This is a genomic window from Gilvimarinus agarilyticus, assembly GCF_000832015.1.
GTDB lineage: Bacteria > Pseudomonadota > Gammaproteobacteria > Pseudomonadales > Cellvibrionaceae > Gilvimarinus > Gilvimarinus agarilyticus.
Map to the genome: position 1 here is coordinate 3,284,298 of NZ_JXCJ01000001.1, position 17,376 is coordinate 3,301,673.

Annotated in this window: 12 protein-coding genes and 1 other RNA gene; 4 read left to right on the forward strand and 9 right to left on the reverse strand. The window is 53.0% G+C overall.

What is annotated here, in order from left to right:
• Positions 1-20 precede the first annotated feature (20 nt).
• From SD69_RS14335 to SD69_RS14355, 5 genes are all read right to left on the reverse strand, one after another.
• Positions 21-1,046 (reverse strand): alpha/beta fold hydrolase, encoded by a 1,026-nt coding sequence (locus tag SD69_RS14335; protein ID WP_052481185.1) that lies wholly within the window; start codon positions 1,044-1,046, stop codon positions 21-23.
• Positions 1,047-1,082: 36 nt separating this feature from the next.
• Positions 1,083-2,282 (reverse strand): BamA/TamA family outer membrane protein, encoded by a 1,200-nt coding sequence (locus SD69_RS14340; RefSeq protein WP_041523754.1) that lies wholly within the window; start codon positions 2,280-2,282, stop codon positions 1,083-1,085.
• Positions 2,283-2,290: 8 nt separating this feature from the next.
• Positions 2,291-3,766 (reverse strand): hypothetical protein, encoded by a 1,476-nt coding sequence (locus tag SD69_RS14345; RefSeq protein WP_041523755.1) that lies wholly within the window; start codon positions 3,764-3,766, stop codon positions 2,291-2,293.
• 122 nt (positions 3,767-3,888) lie between these two features.
• Positions 3,889-4,740 carry a class I SAM-dependent methyltransferase gene (locus SD69_RS14350; protein ID WP_041523756.1) on the reverse strand — a complete coding sequence of 284 codons (852 nt, stop codon included), beginning with the start codon at positions 4,738-4,740 and terminating at the stop codon, positions 3,889-3,891.
• 130 nt (positions 4,741-4,870) lie between these two features.
• Positions 4,871-5,749: a class I SAM-dependent methyltransferase gene (locus SD69_RS14355; protein ID WP_084591589.1), complete on the reverse strand. Its 879-nt coding sequence runs from the start codon at positions 5,747-5,749 to the stop codon at positions 4,871-4,873.
• A gap of 273 nt (positions 5,750-6,022) precedes the next feature.
• On the opposite strand from SD69_RS14355, the gene SD69_RS14360 reads away from it, so the two are divergent.
• Positions 6,023-8,275 (forward strand): alpha amylase C-terminal domain-containing protein, encoded by a 2,253-nt coding sequence (locus tag SD69_RS14360; protein WP_232301206.1) that lies wholly within the window; start codon positions 6,023-6,025, stop codon positions 8,273-8,275.
• Between the two features lie 82 nt (positions 8,276-8,357).
• Here the strand turns inward: SD69_RS14360 and SD69_RS14365 are convergent, their stop codons facing one another.
• Both SD69_RS14365 and SD69_RS14370 read right to left on the reverse strand, forming a co-directional pair.
• Positions 8,358-9,854, reverse strand: coding sequence for a tryptophan halogenase family protein (locus tag SD69_RS14365; protein WP_041523757.1), 1,497 nt, complete (start codon positions 9,852-9,854; stop codon positions 8,358-8,360).
• Between the two features lie 113 nt (positions 9,855-9,967).
• Positions 9,968-12,778 carry a TonB-dependent receptor gene (locus SD69_RS14370; RefSeq protein ID WP_041523758.1) on the reverse strand — a complete coding sequence of 937 codons (2,811 nt, stop codon included), beginning with the start codon at positions 12,776-12,778 and terminating at the stop codon, positions 9,968-9,970.
• 492 nt (positions 12,779-13,270) lie between these two features.
• On the opposite strand from SD69_RS14370, the gene ssrA reads away from it, so the two are divergent.
• From ssrA to SD69_RS14380, 3 genes are all read left to right on the forward strand, one after another.
• Positions 13,271-13,661, forward strand: a transfer-messenger RNA (tmRNA) gene (ssrA, locus tag SD69_RS18490).
• Positions 13,662-14,173: 512 nt separating this feature from the next.
• On the forward strand, positions 14,174-14,455 hold the full coding sequence (locus tag SD69_RS14375) for a peptidylprolyl isomerase (protein WP_041523759.1): 282 nt from the start codon (positions 14,174-14,176) through the stop codon (positions 14,453-14,455).
• Between the two features lie 115 nt (positions 14,456-14,570).
• Positions 14,571-15,485, forward strand: coding sequence for a restriction endonuclease (locus SD69_RS14380; RefSeq protein ID WP_041523760.1), 915 nt, complete (start codon positions 14,571-14,573; stop codon positions 15,483-15,485).
• 322 nt (positions 15,486-15,807) lie between these two features.
• On the opposite strand, the gene SD69_RS14385 is transcribed toward SD69_RS14380, so the two are convergent.
• Positions 15,808-16,635 (reverse strand): DUF3037 domain-containing protein, encoded by an 828-nt coding sequence (locus SD69_RS14385; RefSeq protein ID WP_041523761.1) that lies wholly within the window; start codon positions 16,633-16,635, stop codon positions 15,808-15,810.
• Positions 16,632-17,351, reverse strand: a complete 720-nt coding sequence (locus SD69_RS14390; RefSeq protein WP_052481187.1) for a HipA family kinase — start codon at positions 17,349-17,351, stop codon at positions 16,632-16,634. Before SD69_RS14390 ends, SD69_RS14385 begins: the two co-directional genes overlap by 4 nt.
• Positions 17,352-17,376: the final 25 nt, after the last annotated feature.

The window sequence follows — 17,376 nt, forward strand, 5'->3', positions numbered from 1 at the left end:
CCTTAGTCTTAGACTAACACTCACTGCTTAAAAATATCATTCAATATAACCTTATAACGCTCAAACGCCTCAAATTGCGGCATATGACCAACGTCATCCAACTCATGCAGCGTAGCGTTGGGGATAACCTCGGCCGCTTGTTTACCCAATTTGTCGTATTGCCCCAGCGTACGCGTTACGCCCGGTTTTTTCCAACCTCGCCCCGGGCCTGTGGTATCGCGCGTACCAATAATAAGGTGCGTGGGCACGGTTAGCTCGTCCAGCTCATTAACCACCGCCCCGGTAAAAATTAAATCGTAGGTTAAGGCGTTATTCCAGGCCACTTGCGGCCAGTCCGGGCCATTGAGCCACCCCTTGTGAATGGTGGTCAGCGCCTCGTACTCATCACTCCACTGACCGTCGTAGTAGTTTTTCTTTTGATAAGCAATAACACCCTCAATGGTTTTATTCAGCTCGCTTTGATAAAAGAAGCTCGGGTCTTTGTACTCAACATACTGCAAGTAATCTTCTAGTCCCACGGGGTTCACCAGTACTAGTTGGTCTACCTGACTGGCATAATTTAATGCGTAGCGCGTCGCCAGCATGCCGCCCATGGAGTGGCCCATTACTACCAGGTTATTTATACCCAACTGTTGCGTTAGGCCATGGGTATTCGCCGCCAGCGCCTCAAACGAAAATTGATAATGCGCCGGCTTGGACGATTTGCCAAAGCCAATCTGATCGGGCATCAGCACACCGTAGCCTTTCTTTTGCAGTAGTTCGGCGGTATTTTGCCAATAGTCGGCCGCGAAATTTTTGCCGTGCAGCAACAATACCGTGGGCTTGCCTGGTTTGCCGGGAAGGTGCATATAGGCCATTTCCAGCGACTGTCGCTGGGATTCAAAGGCATACTGCTGCACCGGATAGGGGTAACCATACTCGGATAAGCGGGCATCAAAACTTATCGCAGCATCGTTCTTCTCATCCGCACTGGCCACGGTAAATACGCTAACGCCAAGCAAACATACGGCCGCCACACACTGACTAACGCTTTGCAATAACCTCATAAAAACCTCTTAAGTTGATACTCGTAGCCGCTGAAGCTAAAAGGCTTCACCGACGCCAAAATAAAACTGTGAGCCGTTCTTACCCACCGAGAAGTCGGCTGACAAACTCACCAAATGCTTTTGTGACAGCAAAAATCTGGCCCCAACGCCAGCGGCTGGCAGAAACTCCGAAAAAAAGTCGCCAGGCTTTTCGGCCACCTCTCCGACACCCGAAAAGCCTGTTAATATCCATGCCTCCGATACTCGCCAGCGGTACTCGGCCTGCAGCGCGTACATTACCTTGTCGCGATAACGGCCCACGTCGTAGCCACGCAAGTCACTTTTTCCGCCAAACGAACTCAGTAAAAAGAACGGCGCATCATCACCAGCCGAACGATAATACCCGCGCAGCGCCACAACATCGCGCTCCGCGATGGGTAGATATTGATTAGCCGCCAGCGAGAAAACCTCTGTATCAAAATCTGAACCAAAAGTATTACGATAAAACGACGCCGTAGCGCTGACGAGCGCGCCGCGACGTGGCGAGTACGACTGATCGCGCGAGTCGTACTTCAACGGTATTTGCAAAGCCGCCATATCCAACACTAACTGCGGATCGGGTAAGGTATCGGGCAAATAATCAGAGCCCAGGCTGACATCGGCCGAACCGCCAACAAAGCCTAAGCCAATGTAGGCGTTGGAGAGTACCTCGTACAGTACCGAGCCATAGTACAACGGCGACTTTTGGCTAACATCCACCGATCGACCGGTATCGCCGGCGTTGTTACCAACCCCCCAGAAACGGTAGTTATACTTCACTTCGCCAGCGGCTAAAGCCACACGCAAGCGATCTTCCCAAAAATGCAGTTTTGCGCCCACACCAAAAGCATGGCTGCCATTCTCGGCACTCATCCCCATAGCTCCCACTAACGACGAGGGGGTTTGGGCGCGGGTTTTGTCAATATCAACAAAGTAGCCGCCAGCCAAAGCCAGCTGCCAACCGAGTTCGGGTGAGCGGCCAGGAATGGGAGCCAGTAATAAATCCTCCGGCCACCAACGAGCGATACGGCTGCCCGCGTTGCCAGGTACATGTGTACCATCGGCTTTTAAAACGTCACCGGTCAAGGTGGGCACTTCGCGCTGCTGATCGCCCTGAAGGTTGGGCGATGTCACATCGTTGGTCGACTGCGCCCAACCCGTGAATGGCGTGCCACAGCAAACAACCACTAACACTAAGAAACCTTTGATTGATGCCATTCTCACGATTAAAACCTCACCACGAGCGAGCTAATAACCGCCTCGCGTGTACCGATAAAGCCGTCGTACTCTGCGCTAATCGATAACACCGGGCTGATGGCCCAGTTAAAACCAAGCAATAAATTCCAGCGATCTTTATTAGCCTGATGAATTCGGTAGCCAAGCACCTGCTCGGTGCCCGGAACCGCAAAAGTGCCATCCACAACATTGTTACTGTCCAGATAATTGCCACCCGCAAACAGTGCCAACCGCCCAAGCTTAGACGATTTAAAGGCACGCCCCACTCTGGGGGTTATGGTCAGCGAGTTTCCCTCGGCCCAGGCGTCGTTTGGCTGGCTATAGGTCACGTTTACCGGCAATACCGCAAACCAGTCGCGCCAACCACCCGCTAACACGGCACCTCCGCCATAGGTGGTCGGCCTAACATTCGCCCGAACCGGAAACTCAACCTCACGGCCTTCAAGAACTAAACACAGGGGCGGTTTTATAATGCCCGAGCAGTCGGTGCCGTTGTTTTGCAGCAAGGTATCGCCGTCCAAAGTAACGTCCATCCGCAGATCACCCTGCACTTTACCCACCATGGCGTAAACGTTTAAAAACGGCAGCAACCACATGTCCGCTTTTATTTGCTGAGTTTGCAAGGAGGTTTCGGCACCGCTAAAGGCGACAAACTCGTAGGGGACTTTTTCAGCACCGTTAAAGCCAACATTCAGCTCAGTTAACGACATCTGTTGACGCACATTGGCGACACTAACACCAACGCCAAACGGCAGTGGCAAGTTAAACCCCGCATCAACCGCTTCTTGCCCCATGAGAGGTAAGCTGTGTGGCCACTTGCGCGGCGCCTTGGGACCTTGTGAGTTGGCGTAGGCCGAGCCGCGGTTGGGCACATTAATACTGGCAAGGCCAGTGTCGGTTAAGCGGTGATTAACCGACACTCGCGTAACGCTTAAACCCGCCCCAAATGCGGCGCCCGATTTGTTAAAAAAGTAATAGCGAAGGTCGTCGGTCGCGCCTTGATAGGTAGAGCCGCCATCGCCAAACGAGCTGCTGGCGGAGGTATTAAACAACCATTTGCCTCGTTGTAATTCGTCCATCGCCTCGGCGGAGGTCACTACCGCCAAAAAATAAGTGCCGCTGGAGCCCAGCCCCACACCAACTCCCAAAGCATCGATGTCCAGATAGGTGTAAGTACCAGTGCTCGCATCAAACAATACCGCCACAGCGCTCGCACCACTGAGCGGGCCTAACATCAGCTGATCGCTAAGGCCCACCACATACCCCTCGGACGCATCGATCTCGGCCTGCAACTCGGGTTGCTCGTGCAGCATCATCGCCAATGCCTGCTGCGCTTTTTTATCGATCCGGGCGCGGATGTCTTCGGCCTCTTCTACTGGGTTGGCTGTGCATCCCACCATTCCCAGCACTGCAACCGCAAACAGCAACATCCAAACAGCCCGGCTGCGGCCCTTCAATACCACCATTGTGTCGTCCTTTAGCCTATCGCTACATACCCTATTGGCTATTTTGCACCGTTTAGTAAGTCACCACAAAAAACGGAGCCTCAGGGGCTCCGTTTTTGGGATGTCGATATGGCCGGACATACCTACTTGGCAGGTTTAACAAATTTTAGTGTCATTCGATCGCTCTCACCGATGGCCTCATATTTAGCGCGATCGGTATCGCCCAACCGGTAAGACGGCGGCAGGGTCCAGACGCCTTTCTCGTGATCGGCGGTATCTTTAGGGTTGGCGTTAATATCGCTGCTGCCGGCCAGCTCAAAACCGGCCTGCTTGGCAACACGCTCAATCACACTTTGCTTGATGTAGCCGCTGCCCTCTTGCTCACTGACATCGCGATCCTCTGGCAAACGGTGGTCGACCACCCCCAGCACACCACCGGGCTTAAGCGCACGATAAAACGCCGAGAATGCCGCCAGCAACCGTTTTTCACCGCCGCCTCTCATGTACCAGTTGTGCGCATTGCGAAACGTTAATACCGCATCGGCGGTGCCCACAGGGGCAATATCGTATTGATCGGGCGGGTTAAACACCGACAGTTTTACCTGATCGTACCGCTCGGGGTGGGCTGCCATTTTTTTACCATAGGCTTCGCGCGAGCGCTTAAAGTAAGCAACCTCGGTATCCGGGTCAAAGTGGGCCGCGTAAAACGTACCCGAGTCGCGCAAATAGGCCGCTAAAATATCGGTGTACCAACCACCACCGGGCCAGATTTCGACAACGGTCATATCCGGCTCGATGCCAAAAAATGTGAGTGTTTCGGCCGGGTGGCGATATTCATCCCGTGCCGCGGCATCGCCTCGGTACTCTTGATGCAGCGCTTCATCTAACTTGTCGTTGTCGGTACCGTGCGCCATAGCCGTGCTCGCGCCTAAAAGCGCCGCTGCAACCGCTCCCGCCTGTAACGTCTTAACAATAAAGCCACTGTTTTTGGCCATGATCCGCTCCGTTGTCGTTTTTTGTTGAGTCAAAAAGTAATTTGTCGCCACGTCTAGCCGCGCCAAGCTCAAGGGCCAAACTACCACATCCACCGGGCAATGTGCTGCTATTTACGTCGGCCCATGTAGGTCAATTTTTGCGCAGCGCGTAAAAGTTAATGGGGATCTCATCCTTGTGCTCAAGCAGCTGAAACCCGCTGCGGGCAAACATGGCGGGCTTATCGCTGTTGTGCCACGCCATTACAAACGGCTCGTAGACGAATCGCGCCAGCGTTTTAAAGTACCAGTGGCGCCAACCGGCACGACTAAACAGCGAGCGCAAGCGCACGGGTTGCAATTGATTCTCTGACGGCTCGGCAATCAGCAGCTGGCCACCTGGGCGCAGTACCCGATGGCATTCGGCCAGCGCCTGCTCGGCGTATTTTGGCGGCAGCTCATGAAACAAAAAGCACGCGACGACCGCGTCAAAGCGTTCACTGGCAAAAGGCATCTGCTCCACCGGCGCTTGCAGGTAGGCAACCTCTGGGTAATCACTGGCGGCGTGTTTAAGCATATAGGGCGATACATCAACACCCCACACATCGGCCACACCGGCGCGGTGCACCTGCGCCGCGAGCTTGCCGCCACCGGTGCCAATATCCAACACCGCCTGAGAACCGACGACCCGTGCGGCCATCGCCCGACGTGTTGCCTGCATAAACCCTAGCATCGACGGGTCAAAGCCGGTGATGTAGCCCCGTGAAATACGGCTGGAGTAATTGCCGTTGGGGAGATTATGAAACTCTTGCAGCGCATAGCGCGGAATATTGGCAAACAGAGGATCGCTCTGATCCACCTGTACCCGCTGGGGTTTACCCAAAATAAGGCGAAAAAACTTAACCAGCCCCGCTACACTTTTCAGGTTCAGGCGATCGGCCCAAGTCTCCGGAAGGCTCAAGCTGGCCCAATCGGGCACTGTGGGGTCAGCCGTAGTCGGCACTGGTGTGGAGGAACGTATATCGCTGGTCATGGGGCTATTCGTTAACAATTTTGCCGCACAGAATAAAAGCCTGCCCCGCAAAAATCCAGCCAAACGATGCTTTTCGTCTGTTTCAACATCATTAAATTACATACGTATTCAACCCACTTGCATACGTATACATGTTGGCCCTGACGCTTTGGCTGCCTATGTTATCCGGCAGTGTCGCCTTTCACCCATAACAACACGCGACACGGCACGATGAACCGCTCAATCGTGCCCTGAGGTACCCCTACATATTAATAACCAAACTGGGAGTCACAGATGCAAGCCACCACTATGCCCAAAAAACCTACCACCGCGTTAACACGTCTACTGGGCGGCGCAGCACTTATGCTAGCGGCGCAGTCTTCACAGGCGGGCACCGCGTTTGTCCACTTATTTGAATGGAGCTGGAACGATATCGCCGAAGAGTGCGAAACCTTTTTAGGCCCCAAAGGTTTCGATGCGGTACAAATCTCACCACCGACGGAACACGTAAAAGGCCAACAGTGGTGGACACGCTACCAACCCATTACCTACCAAAACCTAACCAGCCGCAGCGGCACCGAGGCCGAACTGCAAAGCATGATCAACCGCTGCCATAACGCCGGTGTAAAAATTTATGCCGATATCGTCGTCAATCAAATGGCCAATCATTTGGTTGAGGGTAACTACGGTATTGATAATACCTGGTGGGCACCGCGCAACTACCCGGAATTTAAAACTCAGGATTTTCACCCAGGCTGCGCCACCGACTACACCGATGCCAACTCGGTATGGAGCTGCGATTTAAGCGGTATGCCCGACTTAGACCACAGCCTTAATCACGTGCGCACCACCATAGGCGCTTATCTGCAGCGGCTTAGCAACATGGGCGTAGACGGCTTTCGCATCGATGCGGCAAAACATATGCCCCCCTCTGATATTGCCGGTTTTTTACAGGCGGCCGGCAACCCTTGGGTATTTTTAGAAGTGATTGGCGCCGGCGGCGAGGCCCCCGAAATTCAGCCACCCAACTATACCCATATGGGGTTAGTCACCGAGTTTGCCTACGGCCCAGCGGTGGCGGGTAACTTTAATGGCCAGATCAAACACCTGCTGGATTTAGGCCCCAGCTGGGGCCTACTGCCATCGTCCGACGCACTTGTGTTTATCGACAACCACGATCGCGAGCGCGGCCACGGCGGCAGTGGTAACTTATTTTACCAAGACGGCGCTAAGTACAATTTGGCCAACGTGTTTATGCTGGCCTACCCCTACGGTTACCCCAAAGTAATGTCCGGCTTTGAGTTTGACGAGTCAACCACTGCCGGCACCGACATGGGCCCACCAGCGCCCGGCGGCTGCGACGCCAATGGCTGGGTATGCCAGCACCGCTGGGGCAACATCGCCAATATGGTTGGCTTTAGAAATTACACCATCGATGCCTGGAGCGCCGATAACAAAACCGTCATTAACGACAACGCCATTGCGTTTAGTCGTGGCGACAAAGGCTTTGTGGTTATCAATAACAGCCAAGGCACCGTAACCGAAAGCCTGTACACGGGTATGCCCGCGGGCGATTACTGCGATATTTTGCGCGGCGATGACGAGTGCAGTGGCACCATCATTAGCGTAGACAGCAATGGCTTTGCCAACGTTAACGTGGGGCCAGAATCGGCTTTGGCGATTCACGGTGGCGCGCTACCAGGAGCAAGTAATCAGGCGCCGGTAGCCGTCATTGATGGAGCGCCTGCCACCTCCAGTGTCGGCAACCAGATTACGTTGGACGGCACTAACTCATACGATACCGATGGCAGCATTGTCAGCTATCAATGGAGCACCGGGGCAACGAGCTCAAACATTACCCCCACCCTCAACAATGCCGGTACCGCCGTGTTTAGCTTAACGGTCACCGACGATGACGGCGCCAGCGATACCCGCGAGGTGAGTATCGAGGTAGGCAATGACGGTTTAGTCAGTAACTTTACTACGCTGTATTTTCGCGGTACGCCCAACGGCTGGGCTACCAGCCCCATGAGCCTGGTGGACGACAACCTCTGGCAACTCGACGTACAGTTCGACGGCCAGGCCAACCAGCGTTTTAAGTTTGATGTAACCGGCGATTGGAGCCAAAACTATGGTGACAACAATGCCGATCAGCAGCTCGACAGCGTGGGTGCCGACATTACCACCAACGTGATCGGTGAGTATCGCGTGCAAGTCAACGATGCCACCCTAAGCTACAGCATCACCCCCATAACCGCAGGCTTTAGCAGCAACTGGGATACGCTGTACGTGCGCGGCACCTTCAACAATTGGGGCTGCACGGCACTCAGCCTAACCGCCAATCACACCTGGAGCACCAACATAACGCTCGACGGCTCGGCCAATCAGCGTTACAAGCTTGATCGTCACTGCGACTGGAGCGATAACTTTGGGGACAACACTAGTGACGGCGTACTCGATAACAACGGCAACGACATTTTTGACAGCCGCACGGGCAACCTCACCTTAGAGGTAAACGACAGCAACCTTAATTACAGTATTCAATAATGTGTAGGCAATACTAAGCAACCAAAAAAACGCCGACTTGCTCGGCGTTTTTTTGCAATACACAACACCCAAATAGATACAACTAATTGCTAAACCCGGCCAAAAACGTCTCGTGCTCTGGTAGCTGGTTAACCGTACGGGAATAAATGGTTTTTAGGTGCGTCATAAAATCCCTAAGCTGTTGCTGGCTTAATCCATCGGCCAACGTATGGTACGACTCGGGCCGCACGCCCTGCCCTAACATCACCTGTTGCCAGGCGGGCTCGGTAAATAACTCATCGGCGGCCGTATGCACTTGCCCGCTCGCTTTAAACAATGCAATACGCTGCGCTAACGCCTGTGGTATTGCCATGTGTTGGCACTCACGCCACATAGGCTCTTGGCGATTATTGAGATGATAATGCAAAATAATAAAATCGCGAATCGACTCAAACTCGGCTTTCGCTTGCTGATTAAAGACCTCAGCTTGCTTAGCGTAACCGGTAGACGACGGGAACATCTTCACCAAGCGTGTTACCGCGCTTTGCACTAAGTGCAAACTGGTAGACTCCAGCGGCTCTAAAAAGCCACTGGCCAGCCCCAACGCAACACAGTTTTTATGCCATTGCTTGACTCGCCGCCCGACCTTAAACCGAATCAAGTTAGGCTCGGCCACGGCGGGGCCGGTTAACTGTTGTTGTAAGGTGTTTAGCGCTTCGTCATCGCTTAAGTGTTGGGCGCTGTACACAATACCGTTGCCAGTGCGGTGGGTTAAGGGTATTTGCCAGCTCCAACCCGCGCCGTGTGCGGTGGCCCGCGTGTAGGGCGGCACCACGTTCAATCGCTCGCTTGGCAGCGCAATAGCGCGGTTGCAGGGCAGCCACTCGGCGTAATCGGTAAACCCCACGCCTAACGCCTTGCCCAAAAGCAATGAGCGCGCACCGGTGCAATCAATAAAAAAATCGCCCGCCAGCTGTTGCCCACTGGTTAATTGTAGAGTGTTAATTTCACCAGAGTCGGTGTCCAGTATTACCCGATCAATGGTGGCGTCGATGTGGTGTACGCCTGCGGTTTGGCAATAGCGTTTTAACAGCTGCGCGTAACGGCCCGCATCAAAATGGTAAGCGTACTGCAACCCCGGCAACGGCGTATTGGGTATTTGCTCAAGCGGTGCAAATCGGCCGGCGCGTGCGGCATGCGCATTCAGCGAGTACTGCCAAAAGTCGTCGCGGTTGTTATCGGTTAGCCCTTCAGCACGGGCTCTGTGCCAGTAGTGGTAAAAGCTGGCAAATCCCTGCTCGCGGCCAATGCCGCCAAAGGCGTGCAGGTAGTTGCTTGCCGGGCTGCCCCACCCGTTAAACTCAATGGCTAACTTAATGGTGGCACCGGTCGCGAGCAAAAAGTCCGCCTCATCGATCCCCAGCACTTGGTTAAAGGTTCTGATCGGCGGGATGGTGGCCTCGCCAACCCCCACGGTAGCAATCTCGCTGGACTCTACCAGCGTAATCGACAGCTGCGCCCCCAGTAAGCGAGATAACATGGCCGCCGCCATCCAGCCGGCACTGCCTCCACCGGCAATCACTACATTGCGTTTTGCCACGTGTTGCTCCTCTTGCAGCCAACATAAAAAAGCCCCTGTTACCAAAGGGTAGCAGGGGCTAAAGCGGTCCGACTAATGATGTACCCTAAGCCGGTAATAAAGCGAAGCGAGCTTTAAAACTTGTAGTTAACCCCCAGCAGGTAGTTAGCACCAAAATGCTGGTACTTGTTTACCTGGCGTGGGTCGTCTTCGGCGGCCGAGATAGTCTCTTCGTCGGTCAGGTTTTGCCCCTGCAGGGTCAGGGTTAAACCGTCCAGCGATTCGATACCCGCGGCGCCAAAGTCGAAGCCAATTTGCGCATCGATCAGCTCGGCGCCTTGGTCCGTGGTGGGCGTTAGCGCTAAGCTGGCGCCGTAAAACTCAGTCAGGTACTGGTCGCGCTTGCGGCCGCTTACACGGAACTCGAAGCCGTTTTTCTCGTAGAACACCGTAACCTGGTAAATCTCATCCGATAGGCCCGGAATATCCGACTCAGCACCATCGTACTCAACCTGACCATCCAGGAAAGTTGCGCTGGCAATAATGCCAAAGCCATCTAACCAATCGCTAAAGATATGGAACGGCAAGCTACCTTGCAGTTCAGTTCCTTTTACGTAACCGTCACCGGCCTCCAGTATAGTCTCTGTATAACCTTCCGTAGAGACTAGCGTGCCGATCCGCTGGTCGTGATAGCCAGGCACCACAAAAGAGGTAAAATCAGTCAGCGCTCTACTGCTTAGATGCCAATTCTGTAAATCTTTATAGAAATACGCAGCGGCAACATAACCATCATCAGCAAAGTAATACTCGTAAGATAAATCGGCTTGAACAGCTTCAATCGGTTTTAAGCCCGGCGTACCTTTCGATGCATCCCAAGCGCTAAATTCTGGATCATCACTTAAACGACGTTGATCATCAAAACTAAAGTTAGTGCTGTTATTGGGTTTCATTTCGTCCATACGGGCGCGAGACATAGTTTTAGCCGCAGCAAAACGAACCACTTGATTGTCGGTAACCTGAAAGCTGGTGTTCAAGCTTGGCAAGACGTTGGTGTAATCCGCCCCACCAGTTACCGGAATTGCCACCACAAAACCGTCAGTGCCAGTGTAAGTATCAAAACCGGTAGAGCTTTGATCACTACTCACGACTTGCAAACCAATATTACCGCTCATAATACCGGCACTAAAATTTGCCATACCGTAAGCAGTAAACACTTCTTCGCTAACACTATAAGTATCGCCTAAACGACTAGTTTCAGCTTTTGTAGCGTCAATTTCGCGATACAGCCCATCGCGGTACATACCAATGCCATCGTAGGCCAGCATGCCGTCTAACCCTAAAAAGTCTAGGTTTGCGACGCCTTCGATATACTGATCAGGCACAGCGATATCGGTTTGCTGGTCGGCCGGTAGTGAATCGTCGTAACCGGGTGCCACCAAAAAGGCGCCGTAGTTAACTTTAGATTTGCTGCGATCCGAGTAAGCCACACCCACTTCAATACTGTCGATAATCGAGAAATCGATTTCGCCGTTGGCGCTTAGGCGCAGCGTGTCTAGCTCTTCTTCAAACGATGGGTTGTTAACGAAACCATCTTGCGCATTGCTGTTGCCACCCACTTGCGGCCCGATGGCGCCGCCCCAAGGTTGCGGGCCGGCTAAGCGAATTACATCCGCATCAGCATAATCAGGCATGGAGATACCTGGGTGCGCGGAGTACTGCACGCCGGTTGAAGGGTCCATCACCCAAGTACGGGCCGCTGGATCGCCCTGGGACGAGGTTTCCGCACGGCCCACGCCCGAGTAGCTCTCCATGTTGATCAGGTCTTTAGTTGACTCGCTGTGCGCGGCATCAAAGGTCAGGGTCCAGTCAGAGTTCAGCATGTACTCAACGTTAAAGCCAAACGTCGACAAATCGCCGTCTTTTACTTCGCCATCGTTGCGGATGACGCTGTGAAAGCCATCCCACTGGCCAGCGGTAACCAAGCCATCTTCAGTCGACGTGGCACTCCAGTTAGCGCCGCCCCATACCGGGCCGCCCTCTTCCAAACCACGGAATACTTTAGTTTCTTCAAAGTCGATATAGAGCGCATCAACCGTAAAGGTTAAGCGATCATTCGGCGCGTACTGGCCCACCGCCGAAATCGTATCCCGCTCCATTAAAGCCGAGCGGACAAAGGTATCGTGGCCGCCCAGAATTTTAGTGCCAGCGGGCACACCGACAACACCCTGGGGAACATCGGCGTAACCCCACGCACGCACTTGCTCTTCCTGGCTCGGCGACTCCATAGTGGCCACGGTAACGGCCAAACCAAAGGAGTCATCGGCAAAAGTATCTGAGTAAGTCAGCGCCAGACGATGGCCGGTATCGTCAAAGTCTGGGTTGCCAGACTCGAGCCCGTTCATCTCGTAGCTACCGTTAAAACTGATAATGCGGTCGCTCTCTAGCGGGCGGCGGGTACGCAAATCAACAATACCGCCCAGGCCTTGGTTAATAAGGCTGGCATCAGGAGTTTTATACACAACCGCTCCCGCGACAATCTCAGAAGGATACAAATCGTACTCAACCCCACGGTTGTCACCAATGCCCAACAGCTCGCGGCCGTTCATGGTGGTGGCCACGTAGTTCTCGTTAAAACCACGCACCGAAATCCCGCTGGTACGACCATCACGACGCTCACCGGCAAGCCCAGGCAAGCGGGCCAGCGACTCAGCAATACTGGTATCAGGCAGCTTACCAATGTCTTCGGGCGAGATTGCCTCTACAATCGAGCTTGAATCCTCTTTAATCGCCATAGAGTTAATCAAGCTGGCACGAATACCGGTTACCACAACCTCTTCCAGGGCGGGTTCGGCAACGTCAGTTTGGGCAAAGGCAGCAGGTGTGGCAAAGCCTGCAATGGCACAGCTAATGGCTGTAGGTAGCAACAACTTTTTAGTTTGTTTCATGATGCAATCCTATTTAGGTCTATTATTATCAGTCTCACCACCACCGGAGTAACAACCTCACAAGTGGCTAACAAAACCGCCGTTTTTGTGCTCTGCGCTTTTGTCATGAGCTGTGATTGAGGTTAGTGCCAGCGCCTACCTCTGCGCAATTGACTGCATACGTATTCAAAACCAAAAGATCACGGCAAACTGTATGAATACGTATGTAATATCAGCCAAAACGGCACAAAATTCAGTCAATCGTCCTATTGCTCGCATCCTTCCCTTCTGTCGCCCTACCCCGCCCCTGGCCAAATACTAGCCGCCGCTACCAGCCACCACCGTAGCCATCCGGGCGGACTTTGCCCAACAACCCCTAAAACAACGCCCCAAGCCACATTACATCTTGTAACCAGCCGCCACGGGCCCTACAATGGCCGGCCCTTGGGAACTTGGCTGTCATCAGCCTGTCACAAGGGCACGGCTTTGCTAACAAGCTTAGCACCCAGATTTGGGGGCGACTTGGATTCGACGCCGGTGGCAAAACTCAAGGTGCATGTCGTGATGGTAGCGAATCACGTTAATCCAAAGCTGCAATTTATTAGTTGCCAATGACGACAACTACGGTGCCCAATTAGCCGCGTAAGCGGTTGATGAAGCACTTCTAACGGTACGCCGTTAGCGGTCTATGACAAGGTGCCAGTACCGCGTTACAGACTGTCATACAGAACTGGATAGCTGTGTTGTTTTGATCGTGGCAACACTGTGAAACCTAAAGCGAACTCGCTCGCTGCACCCTGCCCGTTGGGTCGCAGATGAGTTAAATCAATTAACGGAAACTAAGCATGTAGAGCCGCGAGCGGAGTGCCGACGGACGGGGGTTCAACTCCCCCCGCCTCCACCAAAAAGCAAAAAGGCCCCACCCCGAAAGGAGTGGGGCCTTTTTCTTTTTCGGCGGGAAGAATTAAAAGCACCCCCCGTAGGGGGTTCACTAATTCGTCAGGAACGAATTAGGGCAGCTTCAGCTGCCGCGAAGCGGTGAGGGCCAGGGAAGGCCCGAATCCACTCCCCCCGCCTCCACCAAACAAAAAAGGTCACCCAACTGGGTGGCCTTTTTTGTTTGTGGGGCGCGTAGAGAGTGTCCCCGTGGGTGGGCTATGACGTGCAGCCCCAAAACACTCGCACGCTCTCAGGGGCAGCGTTGTCGCGAGCGCAGGACGCGCAAGAGCGACCACAAAATTCCTGACAGCGGCCCAAGCCCTGCTAGGGCTAGGCCCCCTAGTACACTCTTGCGCGGCCCTTTAATATTCACAAGAAACGTAAATACCCCCTTTACCCCATAGGCGCGCTGGATCTAAACCCCAATACCGATTATCGTATGCGCTTCTTTAAAACCCATAGAAAAGAGACACGATTATGCCTCAAGCCGCTGCACGTCACATTCTGGTCGCCGACGAAGCCACCTGTAACGAGCTGAAAGCCAAAATTGAAGCCGGCGAAGATTTCGCCAAATTGGCACAAGATCACTCAAGCTGCCCTTCAGGCCGCAACGGCGGTGATCTGGGCACCTTCGGCCCCGGCCAAATGGTCGCCGAGTTCGATAAAGTCGTATTCAGCGCACCGGTCAACGAAGTTCAGGGCCCGGTCAAAACCCAGTTTGGTTATCACCTGCTGGAAGTGACTGAGCGTCAAGACTAGCAAGAAAGGTCCTGCGGCCGACTTGTAATTCACGTTGGTCGTGGGGCTTGCATAGAGCCCTAGTTTCGGCTTATCTCCATAGTATGGAAAGAGTAATATCAGCAAAAGGACCCACATGATTCCCGATTTTCAAAGCTGCATGCGCCCCTTATTAGCCGCAGTACAAGACGGACAAATTCACCGTTTTAATGATGCGTTCGAACAGGTCTGTTTGCACTTTGGGCTCACTGACGAAGAGCGTGCGGAAAAGCTGCCCTCTGGCAAGCAAACGGTTGTTCGCAACCGCGTCGCTTGGGCAAGAACCTACTTGGGCAAAGCTGGGCTATTAACGGCGCCCGGGCGCAGCCAGCTGCAAATCACCGACCGAGGTCAGGCGGCACTGGCACAAGAGCCCGAGCGGATTAATGTGCGCTTTCTCAAGCAGTTTCCTGAATTTGTGGAATTCCATAGCGCCAAACCCAAGGCCAGCAAATCACCCGCCACTCAAGATAACAGTGAAATCGAAGAGACAGACCCGACCGAGCGGCTGGAAGAAGCCTACAGCGAAATTAGACAAGAGCTGGTCGATGAAGTGCTTGCCATGGTGATTCAGCAATCGCCACAATTTCTGGAAAAACTGGTGGTAGAGCTTATGCAAGCCATGGGTTACGGCGGCTGGAGTAAAGACTCCGGGCAAGCAACCCAATACACCGCCGATGGCGGTATTGATGGCCTTATTAACGAAGACCCTTTGGGCCTGGAAACCATTTACCTGCAAGCCAAACGCTACGCAGATAATACCGTTGGCCGGGAGGCCATTCAGGCATTCTCCGGCGCTCTGGATATGCAACGCGCCCATAAGGGTGTGTTTATCACCACCTCCAAGTTTAGCCGTGGCGCACTGGAGTATGTGGGCATGATCCAGAAAAAGATTATTTTGATAGACGGCCCCAAACTCGCTGCCCTTATGATTAAGCACAACCTAGGGGTTTCGGTAAAAGAAACCTATGAGATTAAAGCTTTGGATACGGATTATTTTAGTGATGAATAGATCCACTTCAATTGAGGGCAACTAAGGCGGTAATGAGGCCGATATTCGGCCAGCATCGCCACAATCCAAGCTTAAAATAAGCACAACCGTTATTTCAACTTAACCTCGAAACTAAAATAACGCACCTTCAGGGCAAGGCCCCGGTTTACATGTGTATGGCTAACCGGGGTATGGACTCTGTCCATGCACGACCACGGTCAGGCGCAGGATTTGGCTAAAAAAGGGATAAAACCCGCAAGTGGAAAAAAGCCTGGCCCCAATACTTCCGGCTCCGGTTACATTACCGCGCCAAAAAAGGCCTAGGCTTAAAACCTCGGCTCAATTAATGGGTAAACAAGCTTGGCTGGCGAGCGAATTCCACAATTCTCGGCGTATCTATGAATGGCACCAAATCGACGCCTAGCTCTTGCAGATCACGCTCTGCCAGGCGATACGCATCCTTTAATTCATCATTGACGCTAGTAGGCGGCTCGATAGGAATCATCAGTTCGTCTTGGCGTATACGGTTACGCTCCAGCAACCATTGGATTTTACGCTTCCACTCATCCGCATGTTCAACTAACTTGCCGGGGTCATTTTGGTCCAGCGTTAAAGGTTTTATAATGCTATGACGACCCTTTGCTTGCCACACCAGAGGAAACTGAATCTTACGGTAGTCCTCTGTAAACGTGTACTGCTTGTAAAACTGTTGTAGCTTATTGTCGCGTAACTGGCGCTTAATCGCATCGACCATTACCTGCTCGCGGCGCGCCTTATTGACGAAGTTGCGCCCGACATACCGCTCGTACAGAACCTCTAGCTCTTTAGCGGGGTCTTCTGTCATCACTGCCCGTGTTTCAGAGAAACGAATCAACGATTCACGCGGGCGAGCAACTTCTTGACCAAACACGGCCAACTCTTTGCCCCATAGGGCCCCGGCAATGGTTCGAGCTTCTGCCAGCTCTTTGGCAAAACCCTCGACCGCTTTGGTGTAGACCTTTTTATCCAGCTCACCAAAGAACCGTGTAACCCTCGGAAAAGAGCCCTGAGCCAGCTTGAAGTCCAGGTAACCCGTTTTAGGGGCGAACGCCAACACCCCAATATTGGCAAACTCTCCAGTCTCCATATAGGGTAAAAAACGTACTATGGCATACTGACATGCTACTTTCATTTCAGCGCCTCCCAAAACGAATCTTCTTTAAATTCAAGTAGTTGCCGCTTAATCAGGGCAACCCATTCTCTCCCGTTGGTGCCTGTATCCAGCCAATCGGGCGGTAGATTATCGCAATAGCCATCAAATTTTTCCATGGCCCGGGCCATTCTTTGTTTATAGTCCTCATCGCCCACACCTTCCAGCTCAGGGAGCAAGCCTGCATTTGCGACCAAGTGCAGACGCCTAAAGCTCTCTAGATTAAAACCGGCATCAAAGGCCAAATTATGATCAACCACGACCAGCTTTTGGTCCCTTGGTCGATAAAAGAGGTTGGGATTACCACCTTTAACGGTAAGTGTTCTATCTTCGTTCTTTACCCAAAAATCAAATACCCATAAATCTCTGAGTGTTTGCACTGGCAGATGTTTCAATATTTCCCGGTTAATTTCCTGCGTTTCGGGAACGTATTTTGAACCAAATGCCATACCGGCCCCCAGGCCTTGGGTATATTCCGGGCTGTACTCCACAAGCTCATCGGGAACACTCAGTAGGTCGCACTCGGGTATTGGCAAGCCAAAGTTCCGCCCTAGCATGGGACAGAGATATTCAGAAATTCTCTCTCTTACAGGAGCCGACCGACCTTTTACGACATACTTTTCATCGTTTTCAGCACGGCAGAGGTAAGGCTCGGTAGCCCCCTGCTCGAATTTCTGAATAATTTCAACAATATCCATACTATATTCGCCTAAGCTCGTTAGC

What these genes read in the sequence shown, in the direction of transcription:
- SD69_RS14335 (WP_052481185.1), bottom strand. Translation starts at nt 1,046, where the DNA reads ATGAGGTTATTGCAAAGCGTTAGTCAGTGTGTGGCGGCCGTATGTTTG.
- SD69_RS14340 (WP_041523754.1), bottom strand. Translation starts at nt 2,282, where the DNA reads ATGGCATCAATCAAAGGTTTCTTAGTGTTAGTGGTTGTTTGCTGTGGC.
- SD69_RS14345 (WP_041523755.1), bottom strand. Translation starts at nt 3,766, where the DNA reads ATGGTGGTATTGAAGGGCCGCAGCCGGGCTGTTTGGATGTTGCTGTTT.
- SD69_RS14350 (WP_041523756.1), bottom strand. Translation starts at nt 4,740, where the DNA reads ATGGCCAAAAACAGTGGCTTTATTGTTAAGACGTTACAGGCGGGAGCG.
- SD69_RS14355 (WP_084591589.1), bottom strand. Translation starts at nt 5,749, where the DNA reads ATGACCAGCGATATACGTTCCTCCACACCAGTGCCGACTACGGCTGAC.
- SD69_RS14360 (WP_232301206.1), top strand. Translation starts at nt 6,023, where the DNA reads ATGCAAGCCACCACTATGCCCAAAAAACCTACCACCGCGTTAACACGT.
- SD69_RS14370 (WP_041523758.1), bottom strand. Translation starts at nt 12,778, where the DNA reads ATGAAACAAACTAAAAAGTTGTTGCTACCTACAGCCATTAGCTGTGCC.
- SD69_RS14375 (WP_041523759.1), top strand. Translation starts at nt 14,174, where the DNA reads ATGCCTCAAGCCGCTGCACGTCACATTCTGGTCGCCGACGAAGCCACC.
- SD69_RS14380 (WP_041523760.1), top strand. Translation starts at nt 14,571, where the DNA reads ATGATTCCCGATTTTCAAAGCTGCATGCGCCCCTTATTAGCCGCAGTA.
- SD69_RS14385 (WP_041523761.1), bottom strand. Translation starts at nt 16,635, where the DNA reads ATGAAAGTAGCATGTCAGTATGCCATAGTACGTTTTTTACCCTATATG.
- SD69_RS14390 (WP_052481187.1), bottom strand. Translation starts at nt 17,351, where the DNA reads ATGGATATTGTTGAAATTATTCAGAAATTCGAGCAGGGGGCTACCGAG.